General features: G+C 70.0%; 15 protein-coding genes. 6 read left to right on the top strand and 9 right to left on the bottom strand.

The genetic code is table 11. From position 1 onward, the window contains the following. Window position 1: 1 nt before the first annotated feature. Genes ACFVX9_RS03840 through ACFVX9_RS03815 form a run of 6 tightly spaced genes read left to right on the top strand, consistent with a single transcriptional unit; the run spans window position 2 to window position 5,940 of the window. Entirely contained in the window at window positions 2-1,204 is a 1,203-nt protein-coding gene (locus ACFVX9_RS03840; RefSeq protein ID WP_387980223.1) for a glycosyltransferase, read from the top strand. Beyond that, window positions 1,201-2,241 carry a radical SAM/SPASM domain-containing protein gene (locus tag ACFVX9_RS03835; protein WP_387980221.1) on the top strand — a complete coding sequence of 347 codons (1,041 nt, stop codon included), beginning with the start codon at window positions 1,201-1,203 and terminating at the stop codon, window positions 2,239-2,241. The genes ACFVX9_RS03840 and ACFVX9_RS03835 overlap by 4 nt, the downstream gene beginning before the upstream one ends. Then, window positions 2,234-3,886, top strand: coding sequence for a pyridoxal phosphate-dependent decarboxylase family protein (locus tag ACFVX9_RS03830; RefSeq protein WP_387980219.1), 1,653 nt, complete (start codon window positions 2,234-2,236; stop codon window positions 3,884-3,886). The genes ACFVX9_RS03835 and ACFVX9_RS03830 overlap by 8 nt, the downstream gene beginning before the upstream one ends. 5 nt (window positions 3,887-3,891) lie before the next feature. Then, on the top strand, window positions 3,892-4,689 hold the full coding sequence (locus ACFVX9_RS03825; protein WP_387980217.1) for a hypothetical protein: 798 nt from the start codon (window positions 3,892-3,894) through the stop codon (window positions 4,687-4,689). After that, the gene (locus tag ACFVX9_RS03820; RefSeq protein WP_387980215.1) at window positions 4,682-5,416 is read left to right on the top strand and encodes a sulfotransferase family protein; all 735 of its coding nucleotides are present in this window, start codon (window positions 4,682-4,684) and stop codon (window positions 5,414-5,416) included. The genes ACFVX9_RS03825 and ACFVX9_RS03820 overlap by 8 nt, the downstream gene beginning before the upstream one ends. Beyond that, window positions 5,413-5,940: an adenylyl-sulfate kinase gene (locus tag ACFVX9_RS03815; RefSeq protein WP_387980213.1), complete on the top strand. Its 528-nt coding sequence runs from the start codon at window positions 5,413-5,415 to the stop codon at window positions 5,938-5,940. Before ACFVX9_RS03820 ends, ACFVX9_RS03815 begins: the two co-directional genes overlap by 4 nt. Window positions 5,941-5,950: 10 nt before the next feature. Here the strand turns inward: ACFVX9_RS03815 and ACFVX9_RS03810 are convergent, their stop codons facing one another. The 9 genes from ACFVX9_RS03810 to ACFVX9_RS03770 form a co-directional block, all read right to left on the bottom strand. Beyond that, entirely contained in the window at window positions 5,951-6,808 is an 858-nt protein-coding gene (locus tag ACFVX9_RS03810) for a methyltransferase domain-containing protein (protein WP_387980211.1), read from the bottom strand. A 120-nt stretch (window positions 6,809-6,928) separates the two neighbouring features. Further along, a complete protein-coding gene (locus tag ACFVX9_RS03805) occupies window positions 6,929-7,177 on the bottom strand; it encodes a hypothetical protein (protein WP_387980209.1) in 249 nt (82 codons plus the stop codon). 11 nt (window positions 7,178-7,188) lie between these two features. Beyond that, entirely contained in the window at window positions 7,189-8,226 is a 1,038-nt protein-coding gene (locus tag ACFVX9_RS03800; RefSeq protein ID WP_387980207.1) for a DnaB-like helicase N-terminal domain-containing protein, read from the bottom strand. Continuing rightward, on the bottom strand, window positions 8,223-9,056 hold the full coding sequence (locus ACFVX9_RS03795; RefSeq protein WP_387980205.1) for a hypothetical protein: 834 nt from the start codon (window positions 9,054-9,056) through the stop codon (window positions 8,223-8,225). The genes ACFVX9_RS03800 and ACFVX9_RS03795 overlap by 4 nt, the downstream gene beginning before the upstream one ends. Beyond that, window positions 9,053-9,838: a DnaB-like helicase N-terminal domain-containing protein gene (locus ACFVX9_RS03790; protein WP_387980203.1), complete on the bottom strand. Its 786-nt coding sequence runs from the start codon at window positions 9,836-9,838 to the stop codon at window positions 9,053-9,055. The genes ACFVX9_RS03795 and ACFVX9_RS03790 overlap by 4 nt, the downstream gene beginning before the upstream one ends. Next, the gene (locus tag ACFVX9_RS03785) at window positions 9,835-11,646 is read right to left on the bottom strand and encodes a type IV secretory system conjugative DNA transfer family protein (RefSeq protein WP_387980201.1); all 1,812 of its coding nucleotides are present in this window, start codon (window positions 11,644-11,646) and stop codon (window positions 9,835-9,837) included. The genes ACFVX9_RS03790 and ACFVX9_RS03785 overlap by 4 nt, the downstream gene beginning before the upstream one ends. Then, window positions 11,646-13,139, bottom strand: a complete 1,494-nt coding sequence (locus ACFVX9_RS03780) for a VirB4 family type IV secretion system protein (protein ID WP_387980199.1) — start codon at window positions 13,137-13,139, stop codon at window positions 11,646-11,648. The genes ACFVX9_RS03785 and ACFVX9_RS03780 overlap by 1 nt, the downstream gene beginning before the upstream one ends. Continuing rightward, window positions 13,139-14,680, bottom strand: a complete 1,542-nt coding sequence (locus tag ACFVX9_RS03775; protein ID WP_387980197.1) for an SCO6880 family protein — start codon at window positions 14,678-14,680, stop codon at window positions 13,139-13,141. The genes ACFVX9_RS03780 and ACFVX9_RS03775 overlap by 1 nt, the downstream gene beginning before the upstream one ends. Then, window positions 14,677-16,500, bottom strand: a complete 1,824-nt coding sequence (locus tag ACFVX9_RS03770) for a conjugal transfer protein TrbL family protein (protein ID WP_387980195.1) — start codon at window positions 16,498-16,500, stop codon at window positions 14,677-14,679. Before ACFVX9_RS03770 ends, ACFVX9_RS03775 begins: the two co-directional genes overlap by 4 nt. Window positions 16,501-16,530: the final 30 nt, after the last annotated feature.

Genomic DNA, 16,530 nt, shown 5'->3' with positions numbered 1-16,530 from the left:
CGTGCGCATCCTCTTGACGACCCACCGATTCGCGGACGACGCCGCCGGCGGTACGGAGATCCTGGCCAACGACCTGGCCCAGGCGCTGAAAGACCGCGGCCTGCAAGTCAGTTGGCTCGCGGCCGGCGAACCACCACCATCGCACCGTCGCGTGGCCGACGAGTACTTGAGCGTGCCCGCAGCCTTCGCCAACGACTACCCCGTCGGCTGGCTCGCCCAGGAGACGAAGCAGGCCCAACGCGTCGAGCAGCTGCTCGCGACGCGCCGCCCCGCCTTCGATGTCGTTCACGTGCTGCACTTCAGCCGCCTCGGCCTGGAGTTCCTGAACACCCCGTCCCTGCGAGGGGCGCCCGTCGTCACGACGCTGACCGACTACACCGCGGTGTGCCCCGACCACCAGCTCCTCGTCCGGTCCACCAGCTCGCAGTGCACGGCGACTGCGCCCACCCTGAACTGCCTCGGCTGCCTCAACGCCCCCGCGAGAACTTACGAGGACGTGGCGCGGTGGCGGGCGCGGAACATCGCCTGGCTGAACGAGCGGGTACAGGCCCTGTGGACACAGACACCCCACCAGGCCGCCGAGTTGGCGAAAGCTGGCGTCGACACGAGCAAGGTCACCCGCGACCGGGCCTGCTATGGGCTCCCCAGCGAGTGGGCACCACTCGCCACCCACGGATCCTCCGGACGGTACCTGCTGTTCCTGGGCAGATGCTCACCCGAGAAGGGGCTCCATCTCCTGCTCGACGCCTACCGCAGCAGCCGCACCGAACTCCCGCTGGTGATCGCGACCGTGCCGGACGACGGCACCTACGAGGAACGGCTGCGCGTCGGCGCCGCCGCGGATCCGCGGGTGCGCTGGCTTCCTCCGCACTCGCGCGCCGAGGTCGGCCCGCTACTGGCCGACGCGCGGGCCCTACTGGTGCCCTCGCAGTGGTGGGAGAACCATCCGCTCGTGGCGCACGAGGCACGGGCCCTAGGCGTCCCCGTGTGGTCCTCGTCCGTGCCGTCCATGCGCCACCTCGCCGACGACCCCGGCGTCCACCTCGTCGAGGACTACTGGGACCCGGCCGCCTGGACGCGGGCGATCGAGACGGCATCCGAGCACCCGGCCCCCCGGGCCCCGTCGTTCGGCCGCCGGGCTCAGGAATTCGAGCTGTTCGCCGACGAGACCGTCTCCGTGTACCGGAAGGTGGCAGCCAGATGATGCCCGAAGAACCGCCGATCACAGTGCCCGAACGCTTCCAGAAGTTCCTCGTCACCGACGACTTCGACCGCTACGGCCTCACCCCCGGCCAGCCCACCCCCACCCCGCAATACCTGCAGGTGGAACTCACCGACCTGTGCAACCTCGCCTGCGCCGGCTGCCTGCGCGCCGTACACGAGAGCACCGGTGGCCACCTGTCGCTGAAAGCGTTCGTCACGCTCCTCGACCAACTCCCCGACCTCGACCACATCTCCTTCGTCGGCGGCGGAGAGGCACTGATCGTCCGCGACTTCGCCGCCTACGTCCAGGTGTGCACCGACCGCTCCGTGTTCACCTCGACGAACACCAACGGCCTGCTCGTACGCCGCCGTCTCCAGCCGGTCCTCGACGCCGGGCTCAGACTTCTCGCCATCAGCGTCGACGGCGCGGACGACGCCACGCTCGGGCGGATGCGCTCCGGGCTGCGCCTCACCCAGCTGAGCACGGCCCTGCGAGAAGCGGTCACGCTGACCGAGGACCGGACGACGGGGCTGTCCGCCGCGGTGACGCTCTCCACCGTCAACCTGAATCAGTTCCCAGCGATCGTCAACTTCGTAGCCGACCACGGCGTGAAGCGTGTCAGCGTGGAGAGCCTGCACCACTGGGGCGAGGACAAGACCCTCAACGCCGAGTCTCTGTTCGCCCTCCCACCACGGGACGTTGTACCGCACCTGGAAGTCGGCCTTGCGCGAGCCGACGAACTCGGCCTGCAATTGTCGATCTTCGACTACTCCCGTCTCGCCTCCCCGGCCGCCGCAAACGCCGTGTGCCCTTGGCCGTGGGACGCCAGCTACATCACCAAGGACGGCGACGTCACGCCGTGCTGTGTCCACATGGAGTCCTCCCCGGGCAACGTGCTCGGCAACATCCACCAGACGCCGATGGCCGAGGTCTGGACCTCGTCGCCGTACCGGTCCCTACGGGACTCCTTCCTCCAGGGCCCTGCCTGGCCCTCGTGTGAAGGCTGCGTGTATCGAATGGAGTTCGGACGTGCTTGACCCCCAACCGCCCGCGCTGCTGAGCAGCCGGCCCGTCGGCGAGAGCCGGAAGATGCTGCACCGTGCGGTCGACCTCGGGCTCGACTTCGCCTCCGGCAAGCTGCGCGACCACCGCGTACTGCGGCATGCGACGGTTCGCCAACTCATCGACCGCCTGTCCGAATCGATCCCCGTCACCGGGATCAGCGACGACCAGCTGATGAGCTCCCTGGGCGAGATCGCCAGCTGGTCGATCTCCCAGGCCGACCCGCGCTACCTCGCCTTCCCGGACACGGGCGACAGCCTTGCCGCTCTCGTGGCCGACATCGTCGCCACCTTCCTCAACCAGAACGTCATCGCCTTCGACCGCAGCGCGCCCGCCGCCAGTGTGATCGAAGCCCAGCTGATCACCTGGCTGCGGGGGCTCATCGGCTACCAGGTCGCCCCGTTGGCCGACTACCAGGGACTCGCCTCGCTCGGAGGGATGTGGACCTCCGGCGGCAACATGAGCAACCACGTCGCCATCGCGGCCGCCCTCGCGCACACCTACCCTCAGGTCCGCCAGAGCGGCCTGCGCGCCCTCCCCGAACAGCCCGTGATCCTCCTTGCCGGAGGCGTCGAGCACTTCTCCTACCTCGCCGCCGCCCAAGCCCTCGGCCTAGGCGCCGATGGACTGCTGTGGGCCGACGCCACCCCCGACTTCACCAGTGACCCCCGCTCTATCGCACACCTGCTCGCCGCACCACCGGCCGGCAAGCGGATCTTCATGGTCGTCGGAGTCGCCGGGAACTGCCGTACCACCGGCATCGACGACCTGCAGGCACTCGCCGACCTCTGCGCCCAGCACGGCGTCTGGTTCCACGTCGACGCCTGCCACGGCGGCAGCCTGCTCTTCTCCGAGAAACTCAAGATCCAGCTCGCAGGCATCGAACGCGCCGACTCCGTTGCCCTCGACCCGCACAAGGGCCTGTTCGTCTCCTACCCCTCCAGCTACGCCCTCTTCCGCGACCCGGCCACGCTCGGCCGCTTCGCCCGCTACCCGGACCGCGCCGACGACCCCGGCTGCCTCGACCTCGGGCTGATCACCCCGTTCTACGGTTCTCGCGGCTTCGAGTCACTCAAGCTCTGGGCCCTGATGAAGCACCAGGGAACCGACGGTATCGGCCGGCTCGTCGAAGGCCGGCAGGCCACCTACCAGCGGATGGTCGACCTGCTGGAGCGCACCGGCAACTTCCGCATACTCGGCACGTCCGACTTCTACCGGTGCGCGTTCGTCTTCCTCCCCGATCAGGTTGCCCACGCACTCCAGGGGACTTACAGCCGGCCGGAACTCCATCCAACGGTGCGCGCGCTCGTCTCCCGCTACACCGCGGCCTTCGCCAACCGCCTCTACCGCAGCGGCACCGTGGTCTTCGACCTCTTCGCCCTCCAGGACCTCGCCGACCGCATCGGACTCGGCACCACCGCCAAGTACCAGGTCATGGGCATGTGCGTCGGACATCCCCACATCGCCGAGAAGGTCGAGCACGACATCGAGCAGAGCATCCTCGACCTTGCCCAGGAGCTGACCGCCACCATGTTGACCGACGCCCGCACGATCCTCACCGCCCCGGCGCCGTCCGACGGCAGTGCCGCGGCGGGCGCAACCGGACCGGCAGGCTGGTGAACACCGTGACCTACCCGCCCGCGTTCACCATCGCCTACCTCGTCCACAGCGACGTCGAGCTCCTGCGCCGCACCATCCCCACCACGCTGGACGCCCTGACCCGCGGCACCCGCCACCCGTACGACCTGGTCCTCGTCGTGGACGGTGCCGAAACCGCACCGATCGACGAGATCACGGAACTCGCTCACGCCACCTGGGGATTCGATGAAGTGCGGCTACGCTGGCGCACCCGCCACCGGGCCTCCGGCGATCAAGCCAACAACATCCACACCCACTTCGTCACCGACAAGAGCCGATTCCTGATCACCATCGAGGGCGACGTCGTCGCCTTCCGCGACCCGGGCGCCACCGACGTCCTCGCCGAGATCGCCGACACCTTCGACCGTTGCCCCCAACTCGCCCTCGCCCAGCGCATCGACGACCACGACTGCTGGCAGTGGCAACTCGAAGAAACCGGCCCCGCCCTCAGCACCAGGGCCCGCTCGGTCAACCGAATCTCCTCCCACTTCCTGATCTACGAGACCCACCGGGCGCGGCCCGTCATGGCCGCGGCCGGCGGCATCCCCGGCGACCGGTTCCACGACGACGGCCAGAGCTGGATGAACTACGAGGACTGGCTCTCCCACACCTTCGCTCATCCCGCCGGGTCCGGCATCGGCTACCTGCACCGGCTCCCACTGCGGATCTTCCACTGCGACGAGAAGACCACCCCCAGCTCAGCCCACTACCGCCGAGACCTCGCGACCCGCCTGCGTGTCTTCGCCGAACGCGAGCAGCAGGTGAAGGAGGAGTTCCGTGCCTGACGACCGCCTCGTCCCCGCACCCGTCTTCATCCTCTCCCCGATCCGCTCCGGATCGACCCTGCTGCGTTGCCTGCTCGGTTCACACCCCGCCGTCCACGCCCCGCACGAACTCCACCTCGGGGGCCTCACCGTCACGGTCGACGACGAGTTCACCGACCTCGCCATGCGCACCCTGAAGTGCGACCGCCAGGACCTCGAACACCTGCTGTGGGACCGGCTGCTGCACCGCCAACTCACCGAAGCCGGCAAGACCGTGGTCGCCGAGAAGTCCCCTGGCAACGTCTTCATCTGGCAGCGGCTCGTCGGCTGCTGGCCCAACGCCCGCTACATCATCCTGCGCCGCCACCCGGTGGCCATCGCCGACTCCATCCGCCGCGCCGGCGACGCCACCGACCTCGCCGAAGCGGCCATCACCGTCGACAAGTTCGCCACCGCCCTCGACGAAGCCGCCGCCAACGTCCCCACCTCCATCAGCATCACCTACGAGCAGTTGACCGCCGAACCGGAGGCCACCTGCAAGGCGCTGTGCCAGTACATCGGCATCCCCTGGGACCCGACCATGCTCGATTACGGGCGTTTCGACCACGGCCCGTTCATCTACGGCATCGGCGACTGGTCTCCCCAGATCGCCTCCGGGCGCATCCAGGACGCCACCCCGCCGCCCTCTACTGCAACGACCCCACCGCTACTCAAGCGCTGGTGCGAGAAGTGGGGTTACCCAGCGTGAACCAGGTACCCGCCTCTGCTGTCTTCTGGCTCATGGGCCTGCCGGCCTCCGGCAAGACCACCCTCGCCCGCCGACTCCTCGCCCACCTCCAACCCGAGCACCACGATTGCGGTCTCTACGACGCCGATGAGCAACGGGCCACCGGCGTCCTGCGCGAACTCGGCTGGTCCCGAGAAGACCGCATCGCCACCATCGAGGCGCTCTCACACGCTGCCAGTCGGCACTCCATCGGCATCGTCACGCTCGTGACCTCCACGCCGACGGAGCGACAGCTCGCCGCCGACCTCCTCGGCCAACGACTCCACCTCATCCACGTCGGCGCACCCGAGGAACTCCGGTACGCCCGCGACGCCCTTCGCCCCTCACCCGCCTACCGCGCGAACCCCGCACCTGACGCACCAGAACTCTCCTGGACGGAACCCGAGCACCCGGTGCTCACCCTGAACACCACCGCTCCCGTCGATGCCTCGGTGAAGGCGCTCTGCTCCTTCGCCGACAACGTGCTGCGGGGCGGTACCGAGTAGTAGACGACCGCTATGCGGCAGCGGGACGGTGTCCTGCCCAGCCACCATCACGCCTGGGCAGGACACCGCCCCGGACCGGCGGAGCGACGTCGCCGGTCAACCGCTCTTCACGAGGACGCTCGGCGACCGCGATGAAGGCCAGCTCTGAGAAGAAGAATCCGCCCAGGCGGTCTGCCTCGCGCACCGCCGCGTACCATTCCTCGACCTCGGCCGCACTAACCGAGCCCCGACCGTGCCTGGCCGCGGACAACAATGCCTTCCGGATCTGCCCGATCCGGTCCTCCGCGTGCCCCGACAATTCGGTCGACCACGTCAACAACGGTTCGACGCTCACCAGCCTCAGCGGACTCCGCGCGAGCAGCAGCCCGAGCTTCCGGCCGATCCGCCCGTCCGCGTGATCCATCCAGCTCTGCGCATCGTCCGCGAAGGTGTGACAGAGCCGTCGATCAAGATCTGCATCCGCGCCGGCGATCACCAGGGAGTCGAAGTCGACGTGCGCGATGATCGCCCGCCCGCCCGGCCGCAGGATCCGCGCGACCTCGACCAGCATCCGCTCCGGGCGAGGCAGGCACTCGATGGTGTTGTACGAAACGACAATGTCTGCGCTCTCATCCCCACACGGAAGCGGGGTACGCAGGTCCGCAGCAAGCGTCATCACTGGACCACAGTGCTTCTGGAGCTCCTGCCGCGCTTGCCTCAGGAACGTGACCGACCTGTCGATCCCGATCAGCACGGCCTCGGGAGCCATTCGGCTCAGTGCGAGAAGTGTCGGCCCGGAACCGCAGCCGAGATCGACGACCCGGCTGTGGGCCGTTGGCGCGGTCAGCTCGGCAAGTCGGGAATGGATCGCCTCGGTGCTGTCGGACACGACACGACCTCATCCTCTCGTGGCCCACCTGCTTCCGGGCACCAGCCCATCTAATACACATATACACAATATGCGACAAATGAGAACGTGTCCTTCCATCGAGAGCCACCTGCTCCTGTCTCAGCTGGCACTACGCTGCACTGCCTGATCAGCGAGGCGCATGTTCTGTGCCATCAGGTCCAGTCCGGCGGCAACGTCTGCTCTGGTGACCTGCCACCAGCCAGCCCGGTCGTAGATCCACCAGGATTCCCGGTACCGGGCGAAGTCCCGGATCGTCTCGCTGAGGTACCGGGCGGTCCCGTCTGCGAGGGCGGTGTCCATGGCGGCGTGGCTGAGGTCTGCCATCATGCCCGCTTCGGAGTTGGTCATCTTGGTCCCCCTCACGGCCGGATGTTCGGCTGGATGCTGGGGGCCTGCTGCACCGGCGGCGGTTGCAGGAGCGGCGCCGGCTCCACCTGGGGAGTCGACGTGGCGGCCCTGACGCTCAGGTCCGCCTTGGGCTCCACCCCGGGAGTCCGGGAGGTAACGTCGACGGCGGCGAAGTCCGCGGCGAGCTTCGTCCGGATGTCCTCGGCCATCATCTCCCCCGACAGTTCGACAGCGGCACCGACGACGACGGCGGTGGCAGCGAGCCGAGCGAGGTAGTCGGGGCGTCGTTCCTCGACGTTCACCTCCACCGTCACCTCGTACGCCTGGGGGTCCTGCTGGTAGACCTCCCACTCGACTGTCAGTTGGTCGACCGGCTCGCCCCGTTCGGCCACGACCACGATGGCCTCGTAGACCTCTCGGCGCGGGCCTTCCTCGAACACCTCGGGGTACAACCAGCTGCCAACCTCCCGGACCTGCTCCGGGTGTTGGAGAAGCTCTGCGAGCACGGCGTCCTGACGCTCAAGACGGACGTCGACCCGGACCTCTTGCTCTCCGGACGTCCTCGCCCGGGGCTCGTACGGTGCGGGGGCCGGCTCGTTGATCCTGGCCACCGGAACCGTCTGCTCGGTGCGCCGCATCGCCTGGGCGAGGCGGTCGAGCACCGGGTCCGGCCCGCGCAGGCCCGGGGAGGTCGTCCGGAGCCGGTCGACGTGAAGGGCGAGGTCTCGGCGTACGGCGGCCTCTTGGACCATGCGGGCGTAGCTGGCGATGTTGCGAGGCTGCGGCGCGGAGTCGGCGAGGCGACGCAGGTAGTCCGCGTTGACCCCGCTGATGGCCGTGCGCTGGGCGATCAGCTCCGGCAACCGGTCGGCCGTCGCCGTCGGGGCGCTGGTGCGCGACTCGATCAGTGCGGCCAGCAGGGCACGGTGGGTCGGGTGGGCCATGCGGTCGGGAGTGAGGTAGGAGATGTCGTCCAGGCGCTGGCGGTCGCGTAGTGCGGCACCGATGACGGCCTGCTCGGCACGGAGCACGAGTTCGGGGTGGGTCATCGGTTCGTCCTCGACTTCGTTCCGGTGGTGGCTTCGCGGTAGCGGCGGGCGGCATCGTCCGCGGCGGCCATCCGGGCGGCGGCGTCTTCGAGGCGCTCCAGGAGCTCCTCGTTGACGACGCGCAGCCAGGCGCCGTCGATGTCGATCGCCCACCAGGCGTCGGCGAACCTCACGTACTCGGGGATGCCGGGGCTGATCGGCGTGGCGAGGCCGCGGGCCCGGGCGTCGTCCATCTGGGCGGCGGTGAGCCGGTCCGGGCTTCCGGCTTCGGCGGTGTCGGCGTGGGCGGCGAGCAGGCGGCTGGGGATGCCGGCCCAGGCGTCGGCGCCGGTCCACCGTTCTTGGAGCTTCGGGGAGTCGGCGGCCCGGAACTCGGGGCTTCGGTGCCCGGTTCGGCAGGCTGTGGCGTAGACGGCGGTCGCGTTGGCCACCACGGTGCGCAGCTCGGTGTGCCAGTAGCGGGCTGCCTGGCCGACCTGTTGCTCCGGGGCGGCGCCGTAGATCTCTTCCCGCCAGACCTTGAGCGCCCACAGCTCTTCGATCAGACCGGGGTGCTCCGCCCAGCATTGCGGCAACCTCGACTCCACGGCCAGTTCGTAGCGGTCGTGGAGCCAGGTCACCCAGTCGCAGAGGCCGCCCCAGGACGCAATGCGTTCGGGGCCGGTCATGGTGTGCCACTCGACCAGCCGGGTGCGGGGGCTCGCCTCAGTGGCGGTCGGCTGGGTACCGGTGGCCGTCCCGGGGGTGGCGCGGCCCCCACGGGACCGGCGAATTCGGGCGTGCGGGCGGTGCTTGACCCTGCCGATCGGCGTGATCGCGGGCTCGGTCATGGCTGATCCTGGAGCTGGGCTGGCAGGTGCGGGATGACCACGGCGGAACCGTCCAGGTGCTCGGTGTGCTGGTGCCTCGTGTCCGTACGGCGGGAGGCCGATGCGGCTTTCCAGTCGGCCATCACGAGGTGCACGGCGGCGTCGAGTGCTTCGATCGACGTGCTCGGGGTGAGCATGAGCCGCCGCAGGTAGGCGGGGATGTTCATGGTGTCGGCGACCAGTTGCGCGAGGCGGGGAGAGAGCTCTTCGGTGCTCCGGCGAACGCGCTCCTCGACGGCGGCGGGGGTGACCGGTTCCGCGTCTGCGTGCAGCGCGAGCATCGCCTCGTAGATGCCGTAGCGGACGTGGGTGGTGAAGGTGTCCACCGGCACCCACTTGCCGAAGTCGTTCAACTCACGCGGGCGCTGGGTGAGGTAGGCGAGCACCAGGTCCTCGTGGTCCGCGCGCGCCGGGCGCCAGTCGCTGAGGGCCACGAACGGGCCGTCGGTGAGTGCGCGGTGCTCGGCCCAGTCGTCCGTGGCCCACGAAACGGGGACGACCTCCTGGTAGCCCGGGCTGAACACGGAGATCACCGGAGCTCCGGTGTGGTCCTCTCCGGCGTGGTAGAGCGCGCCGTCGATTCCGCGCACCGGCCCGCTCCACCGCAGGGTGTAGTCGGTCGGGGGCTCGGGGCGGCGGAACAGGCCCTGGTGGTGCCGCTGGTCGAAGCGCGACTCCCAGCGCCGGTCGGCGTCGGTGTGCGCCTCGACGTGGTGTCCGCTCCATGCGGGTCGGGGGGTCACGCGGCGGCCTCGATGGGGTCGAGTTCGCCCGCGCGGTACCGCTTCGACCACTCGTTGCTCTCCTCGTACAGCTTGCGGTCGGGGCTCTCGTAGTGGCGCTGCATGCGGACCTTGGTGATGGGGGTGGTGGCGTGGATGACCAGGGCCTCGCGCTTCTCCTCATCGAGGGTGCGGATCTCGTCGGGGGTGACGGTCTTGCGGTCCTGGAGGGTGGTCTGCATCGTGGTGCCCTGGGCACCGCTCTGGTAGGTCGTCAGGGACTCGCGGTAGATGCCGGCCAGCTTGGAGAACTCTTCGAGTTCGTCGCCGCCGAGGCCGCCGAGGGCGATCTTGACGGTGGAACTGCCCCAGAGCATTTCGGCCCCTTCGCGGCCCCAGACCTTGCGGGCCTGGGCCATGTTCTGGAGTACGGCGACGGTGAAGATACCCGAGCCGCCGGCGAAGGACATCAGGTCGGGGAGGTTGGGCAGCGGGGTGACGTTGGCGACCTCGTCCAGCAGCGCTCCCAGCGGCGGGTCGAGCCTGCCGCCGGGCGACCGGTCCGCGAGGCGCTTGGCGGTGCCGAAGACCTCGGAAACGAAGGCGGAGATCAGGGGGGCGAGCGTGAGGGCCTCTTCCTTGTCCACCAGCAGGTAGATGGTGCCGTTGCTCCGCAGCCAGTCCTCGATGTCGATGCCGTTTCCGGCCCTGGGGACGAAGGTGGCGCGGGCCAGCGGCGAGAACAGCGGTGTCAGCGCGGTCTGCACAGTGGCGAAGAGGTTCGCCCTGGTGTCGCCTGGGTTGCGGTAAAGGCCGTCGAGCATTTCGGCGACGCCTGGCTCGGCGCGGCGGGACTCGGCGAGCAGCTTGATCGGTTCCTCGATGTGGGCGTTGAAGCCCCACCGAAGGACGTCCTCCATGCTGCGGCCGGTGATCGCCGCGGCATGCAGCCAGCCGGCCAGCAGGCTTGTCGCGGTAGCGCCGAAGAAGCCGGCGCCGGAGGAGTCGGTGGTCTCGCTCTTGCCGATCTTGACCATGAGGTCGGCCCGCTGCATCGCCTTGCCGAAGTCCTCGCAGCCGCTGGTGGGCGACCATTGCACCTGGTCCGGCCAGTCGACCATGCCGGTCGGCACCATCGCCAGGGCCGGACCGCGGCGGCGCCGGATCAGCGCGGTCGCATCCAGCACGTCGCCGCGGACGCTGGTGATCAGCATCGGGCCGTGCCACGCCTTGATCCACGGGATGATCACCTGGCTCGTCTTGCCTTGGCGCGGGGCGGCCAGCATCAACACCGAGTTCTCGACGGCCACCCACAGCAGCATCCCGGCCAGGGTGCGGCCGAGCGTCACCGCGACGTCGGCGGCGGCGATCCGACTGCCCTTGAGGGAGGGGCGGACGATGGGCCCGCGCTTCTCGACCGCCTTGGCGGACAGGGTCTTCGACAACTGCGAGGCGGAGGCGAAGCCGCGCACCGAGCGGGTGCGGCGCAGGCGGCGCAGGGCGAAGGCGCCTCCGGTGAGCATCCCGCTGGCGACGATCGCGGCGGCGACGGCGAAGCCGGCTGGCCCGGGCAGGTCGGAGCGGACCGGCTCGGGCCAGGCCGCTCTCGGGTCGTCCAGGTGGTGGGGGATCTGCTTGGCGACGGCGAAGGCGTCGCCGAACGGGACGGCCGGCCAGGTGGCGTGGGTGATCAGCCCGGCGACCTGGCCGGTGGCCCAGGTCCCCACGGTGACGGTGACCACCACGATGATCAGCAGTACGATCAGGTAGTCCGCCGGGCCGTCCAGCACCGGCCGCCGCGCGACCGTGGCGTTCGAGGCAGAGGCCATCACACGGCCATTCGCTCGTTGGTGTAGTACAGCTGCCTCTCGACCGGACTCAGAATGGTCTGGACCACGTGGCTGGAGTTCCGGCCGATCTTCCAGATCGCGCGGCCGATCTGCTCACCCGACCAGCTGGCGATGTGCGCGCACTCGGTGTCGGTCAAGCCGATCACGTCGCGCGTCATGGCCAGGGGCGCGGTGTCCTGGCGCAGGCAGATCCGCACGTCACAGCTGGAGATCAGGTTGCGGGCGATGCTGACCTCTTCGCTGCCCTGGGCGCCGACCGCCTCGAAGTCGGACAGACGGTGCGTGCTCAAGACCTGGATCGTTCCCTGGGCTCGCGAGAGCCGCAGGTCCGAGTCGAGCTTGCGGATCATGGCCGGCACGCGCATCGCGCGCCACAGCTCGTCACGCACGACCAGGCGCACGGGCCCGCCCGGCTCGTCGATTGCGGCCTGCCCCCAACTCGACACACAGGCGAGAGTCATGGCCACGGTCTCGTCGCCGCGGCCGTCGATCCGGGACAGGTCCACGGTCTGGATCGGCGCGCCGAAGTCGGGTCGAACGGTGGTGGGTCCGTCGAACAGGCCGCTGAGGGAACCTCGGACCATGTTGCCGAGGGCGTCGGCGGCCGGGCGGATCATCTCCCGCAGTTCGGTCACGTCGGTACCGCGGACGCGCAAGTCCTGGGCCATCTCGGGCAGCGGGTCGCGCAACAGGGCCCAGACCTGCGGGATCGTCGGGTCGGCGAGGTAGCTGGCGCCGGTGGCCTGGCCGGAGGCGTGCTGGATGGCGAGGGAGAGGGCGGCTTCCTCGGTGGGTGTGAGGTTGCGGCCGAGCCGCATGACCAGCAGGGAGGATAGCAGGGTGATCCGTCGGCGGTGGACTTCGTCCAGGCGCTCGCGCAGTTCCTCCGGGTCGGTGGGCAGGTTGCTGCCGAGCGGGCCGGCGTCCAACGGGTTAAGCCTGTTCCGCAGCCCCGGGCCGAGCTCGACCGGCTCGACGCCGAACGCCCTCGCGAGCCCGGCGTACTCGTTCTTGATGTCGCCCAAGATGAACGATCGGACGCCGTAGGCGGCCAGGCGGGTCACCAGGGCCTTGATCGTCGCGCTCTTGCCGGTGCCGGGGACGCCGGTGATCAGCAAATTAGGATTTGTGATCAACCCGCGGTGGAGCCACTCGATCGGATGGCAGGCGAAGGCGCCGCCGGACAGGCAGTCGACACCGATGTAGGCACCGGCCGCGGGCATGGAGGCGCCGTAGAGCCAGGGGTACAGCCCCTGGACCTGGCCGGTGCTGCCTCGGAAGACCGGGACCTGGGGCATCCTCGGTGCGCGCCCGGCGAACGGGCGGGCGTGGCCGCGCCGTGGCGCGACGGGTTCCCGGCGCTGCTTCGGCGCCTTCCGCGCCGCAGGCTTCGGCGCCACCGGGGCCGGGCGGCCGAGCACGTCGGTGAGGTCGAGGACGGGGAGCTCGGTGGTGGGTCGGCGACGGAACATCACGCCGCCCGCTTCTTGGGCAGGCCCATGCCGACCGGCAGCGCGCCGACGGCGAACCCGATGTCCTGGGTGAGCCACATCCGCTGGAGCTCGATGCTGCCGCTGTTGGCGTCGGCCAGGAGCTCGCTGCACGCGTCTTCGAGGTCTGCGGGGTCCGTGACGGTGACGGTGCAGTACGCGGTGTAGCGGACCGTGCCGTGGCCGGCGGCGCGCTCCTGGTCCTGGGCCTCGGCGCGGCGCAGCGCCTGCTTCTCGTGCTCCGGGATGATCTGGCCGGTCTTGTGCCGCATGCTGACGGCGACCTCGCGGGCGGTGCGCTCCTGCATGATCTCGCGCTCGGCGGCGCGCGGGCTGCGGGGCTCGATGTGCATGTTCAGCGTCCGGCGGTACTTGCCTTCGCCCAGCAGAGGAGCAAGTGCGGTCGAGAACACCTTGTTCTTCGGCCAGCTGTTGACGGAGAAGGTCACCGACACCGCTCCGTCGTGCTCGTACCGGCCGCGCCAGCTGTGGGCGGCGGACGGACCGGCCGCTGCCGGGTCCACTCCTGCCTCGAAGGGGACCTCGTCGCCACGGAGCACGGCGGCGGTGGCCGCTGCCCGTCGCTCTGCGAGCATCCGGCTGGAGTCCGGGTCGAACGCGGTCCTCATGACCTCGGCCAGTTCGCGGGGGTTGAGCCAGCTCTCGACCTGGAGGTCCGCGGAAGCGATCGAGGATGTCATGGCCCGAAGGTTGCGGACCAGGACGGCGGCGGCTCCGGCGTCACCGCCGCCCGCCGCCTTGATGGGGCCGGCGGCACGGGCGGCGGCCATCGTGATCGCCAGGTACGCCTCCCGCTGGCTGGTGGCCAGGGTGGCGGTGGACAGCAGCGACTTGGTGACATCGACCGCGACGGCGGGCGCCTCGGTGGCAACGTGGTCGCTGTGCCAGCGCTGGAGAGCGGCACCGGATTCCGGGACGATGCGCTGGAGCGCCTGAATTCGGATGATCGGATTGCCCTCGGTGCACTGGGCTTTGAGCAGCGCACCCCAGCTGGCAACCCGCTGGTCGCGCCTGCTGGAGTCGGCCAGGCCGATGCCGGGGAAGCGCACCCGGGCGACCGCCGTGTACGTGCGGTCGAGCTGGTGGTGGATCACGGCGATCGGGGCGCCGCTGCCCCCGTCCGCTTCGAGGATCGCCAGCGGGGCGAGGATGCCGGGCAGGTCCATCTTCGGCTCGTCCGTCTCAGACGTACGGGGCGCGAAGGCACCGGAGAGGAAACGATTCTGCCCGCGGAAGCGGAGGATTTCGAAGGACACTGCGGCGACCGCCCATTCATCGACTGTGCGGCCGGCGATCCGGACGAACGCGAGTAGGAAGAGGACAAACGACAGGGGCCAGGTCACGAGACCGGCCTGGACGTGCGAGATGGCGAACGGCCAGATCACGGCGAGGATGCCGACGCCGAGCATGGCGGCTCGTTGGGCCGAGAGGCCGAACAGGAAGGCGACCTTCTCCTGCTGCCACCCGAAGTACGTGCGGGTGGGAGCGGTCTCGATGCTCATGACTTGTCCCCTCCTTCGGAGTGGTCAGGGCGGGTGGTCTTGGCAGGCGGCGCGGTGGGGCGCTCGACCGGGGCGTCCTGAGCGCGGGGCGCACCCGGGCGGTCCGCCGGGGCAGGTGCGGGAGCGGGGCGATCGGGGGTCGGCTCGGGACGTGGGCCAACAGGTGGTTGGCTGGCCTGGAGCGGGGCCGCCCCGGAGGCAGGCCGGCTCGTGGCGGCCGGGGTCTGGACGGGCGCCGCGGTGCTGGGTGCGGACGGCGCGCTGCCGGGCTCGCCGGGCTGGGACGCCCGCAGCGGAGGGCCCTGTACAGGACGGCCCTGCGGTGCCGGCTCGGACGGAGAGGCCGCGGTCGGCGTGGCACCGGCGGGCGGTCCCGCTGGTACCGGGGGCATCTCGATGGTGGGCGGGTCACTGCGCGGAGTACCGGCGACCGGCAGGTCCGGGGTGGTCTCCTGGAGTGCCTGCTGGTGATCGGCCTGCGGGCTGGCCGGTCCCGCCGGCTCGGCCTGCGGCTCCTGCTGGTCCGACCAGTCCGGCGTCGGCTGGTCCGGAAGCAGTCCGCTGGCGGTGGGCAGCGGAGCGCCCGCGTGACGGTTGACGTACCCAGCCGGCTGCGCCGCGTACGGGTTCGCGCCTTGCACTCCCGCATGGCCGGCCATCTTCTCCATACCTCCGGCCAAGCTGTTGACGGCCATCTGCGCGGCCCGCACTCCTGCGGCGGCGATCATCCCGACCGGGCCCGCTGCGGCGGCGGCCCCTCCGGCACCGGCGCCTCCGGCAGCCGCCCCCGCTCCGCCGGAGGCTGCTCCCCCGGCAGCGCCTCCGCCCTTGCTGGCGAAGCTGCTCATCGTGCGGCTGGCGCTCTCCTGTCCGAAGGAGTCCGGGGAGGCACCGGTCGGCGCTCCGCCTGGGGCGCTGAGCCGACCTCCGGCGAAGCCGAGCAGAGCGGCAAGACCAGCGCCGCCGCCGACCTGGACGCTGGCGAACGTGAAGAACCGTGCGATGGCCGGCCACGCCAGGGCCGCGAGCAGCAGGATGAGCATTCCCGACAGGGTCGTCTGGAGGTCCTTCGAGTCGCCCGCGACGTTGAAGCCGAGGGCGAAGACCAGCGCGATGACCGGCTTGAGGATGATCAGCTGGACGGTGGAGGAGACCAGCTTGGACCACCAGCTCTTGGTGGAGTCGGACACCTGCCCCACCGCGCTGATCGGCGAGGTGGCGATCAGCACGGCGATCGCGGCGTTGCGCAGCAGCATCTCGAACCAGAGCACCAGCGTCAGCAGGATGCCGATGATGGCGATGATCAGCAGGAGCGAGGCCGCGGTCCCCGGCGTGTAGGAGACCAGTTTGGCGATCTTGTCGCTGAGCGCCTGCTGCCCGCCGAGGGAGTTGTCGACGATGTACTTGGTCAGTTCGTCGCTCGCCACCAACGCCGTGGAGGAGACGATCAGCGTGAGCATGAACGCGAGCGCGGCCTTCCCGACACCCACGGCGGCGGTGGCCAGCGGGCGGCCGTCGTGGGTGATCACCGTCCGGATGACCTGGACGATGACCAGTAGGCAGGCGACGAGGCCCGCGATGCCGAGGGATATCGCGTAGACGCTGCGTATGCCGTTGCTGGCGAGGTCGACGGGCGGGATCTTGACGAAGGCCGTGGCGAACGTCTTGAGCAGCTCGGTCGCGGCGTCCGCGAAGCTCTTGCAGATCGACTCCCATGCGCTGCTCGCCACGCTGGTGGTGGCGTCGCCAACGAGGCCGCCGAGGATGGTGTCGCTGGGTCCGGGGATGCAGTCGAGGGGACTGGTCAGGCCGCAGGGCATGCGGGCCCCCTGGTGGTGCTGGTGACCATG

Source organism: Kitasatospora sp. NPDC058243 (assembly GCF_042882025.1).
GTDB lineage: Bacteria > Actinomycetota > Actinomycetes > Streptomycetales > Streptomycetaceae > Kitasatospora.
This window is presented reverse-complemented; position numbering and strand designations above follow the sequence as displayed.

Bases quoted from the DNA above. Each gene is read 5' to 3' on its own strand.
- ACFVX9_RS03835 (WP_387980221.1), top strand. From the start codon at position 1,201: ATGATGCCCGAAGAACCGCCGATCACAGTGCCCGAACGCTTCCAGAAG.
- ACFVX9_RS03805 (WP_387980209.1), bottom strand. From the start codon at position 7,177: ATGACCAACTCCGAAGCGGGCATGATGGCAGACCTCAGCCACGCCGCC.
- ACFVX9_RS03800 (WP_387980207.1), bottom strand. From the start codon at position 8,226: ATGACCCACCCCGAACTCGTGCTCCGTGCCGAGCAGGCCGTCATCGGT.
- ACFVX9_RS03795 (WP_387980205.1), bottom strand. From the start codon at position 9,056: ATGACCGAGCCCGCGATCACGCCGATCGGCAGGGTCAAGCACCGCCCG.
- ACFVX9_RS03785 (WP_387980201.1), bottom strand. From the start codon at position 11,646: ATGGCCTCTGCCTCGAACGCCACGGTCGCGCGGCGGCCGGTGCTGGAC.
- ACFVX9_RS03780 (WP_387980199.1), bottom strand. From the start codon at position 13,139: ATGTTCCGTCGCCGACCCACCACCGAGCTCCCCGTCCTCGACCTCACC.
- ACFVX9_RS03775 (WP_387980197.1), bottom strand. From the start codon at position 14,680: ATGAGCATCGAGACCGCTCCCACCCGCACGTACTTCGGGTGGCAGCAG.
- ACFVX9_RS03770 (WP_387980195.1), bottom strand. From the start codon at position 16,500: ATGCCCTGCGGCCTGACCAGTCCCCTCGACTGCATCCCCGGACCCAGC.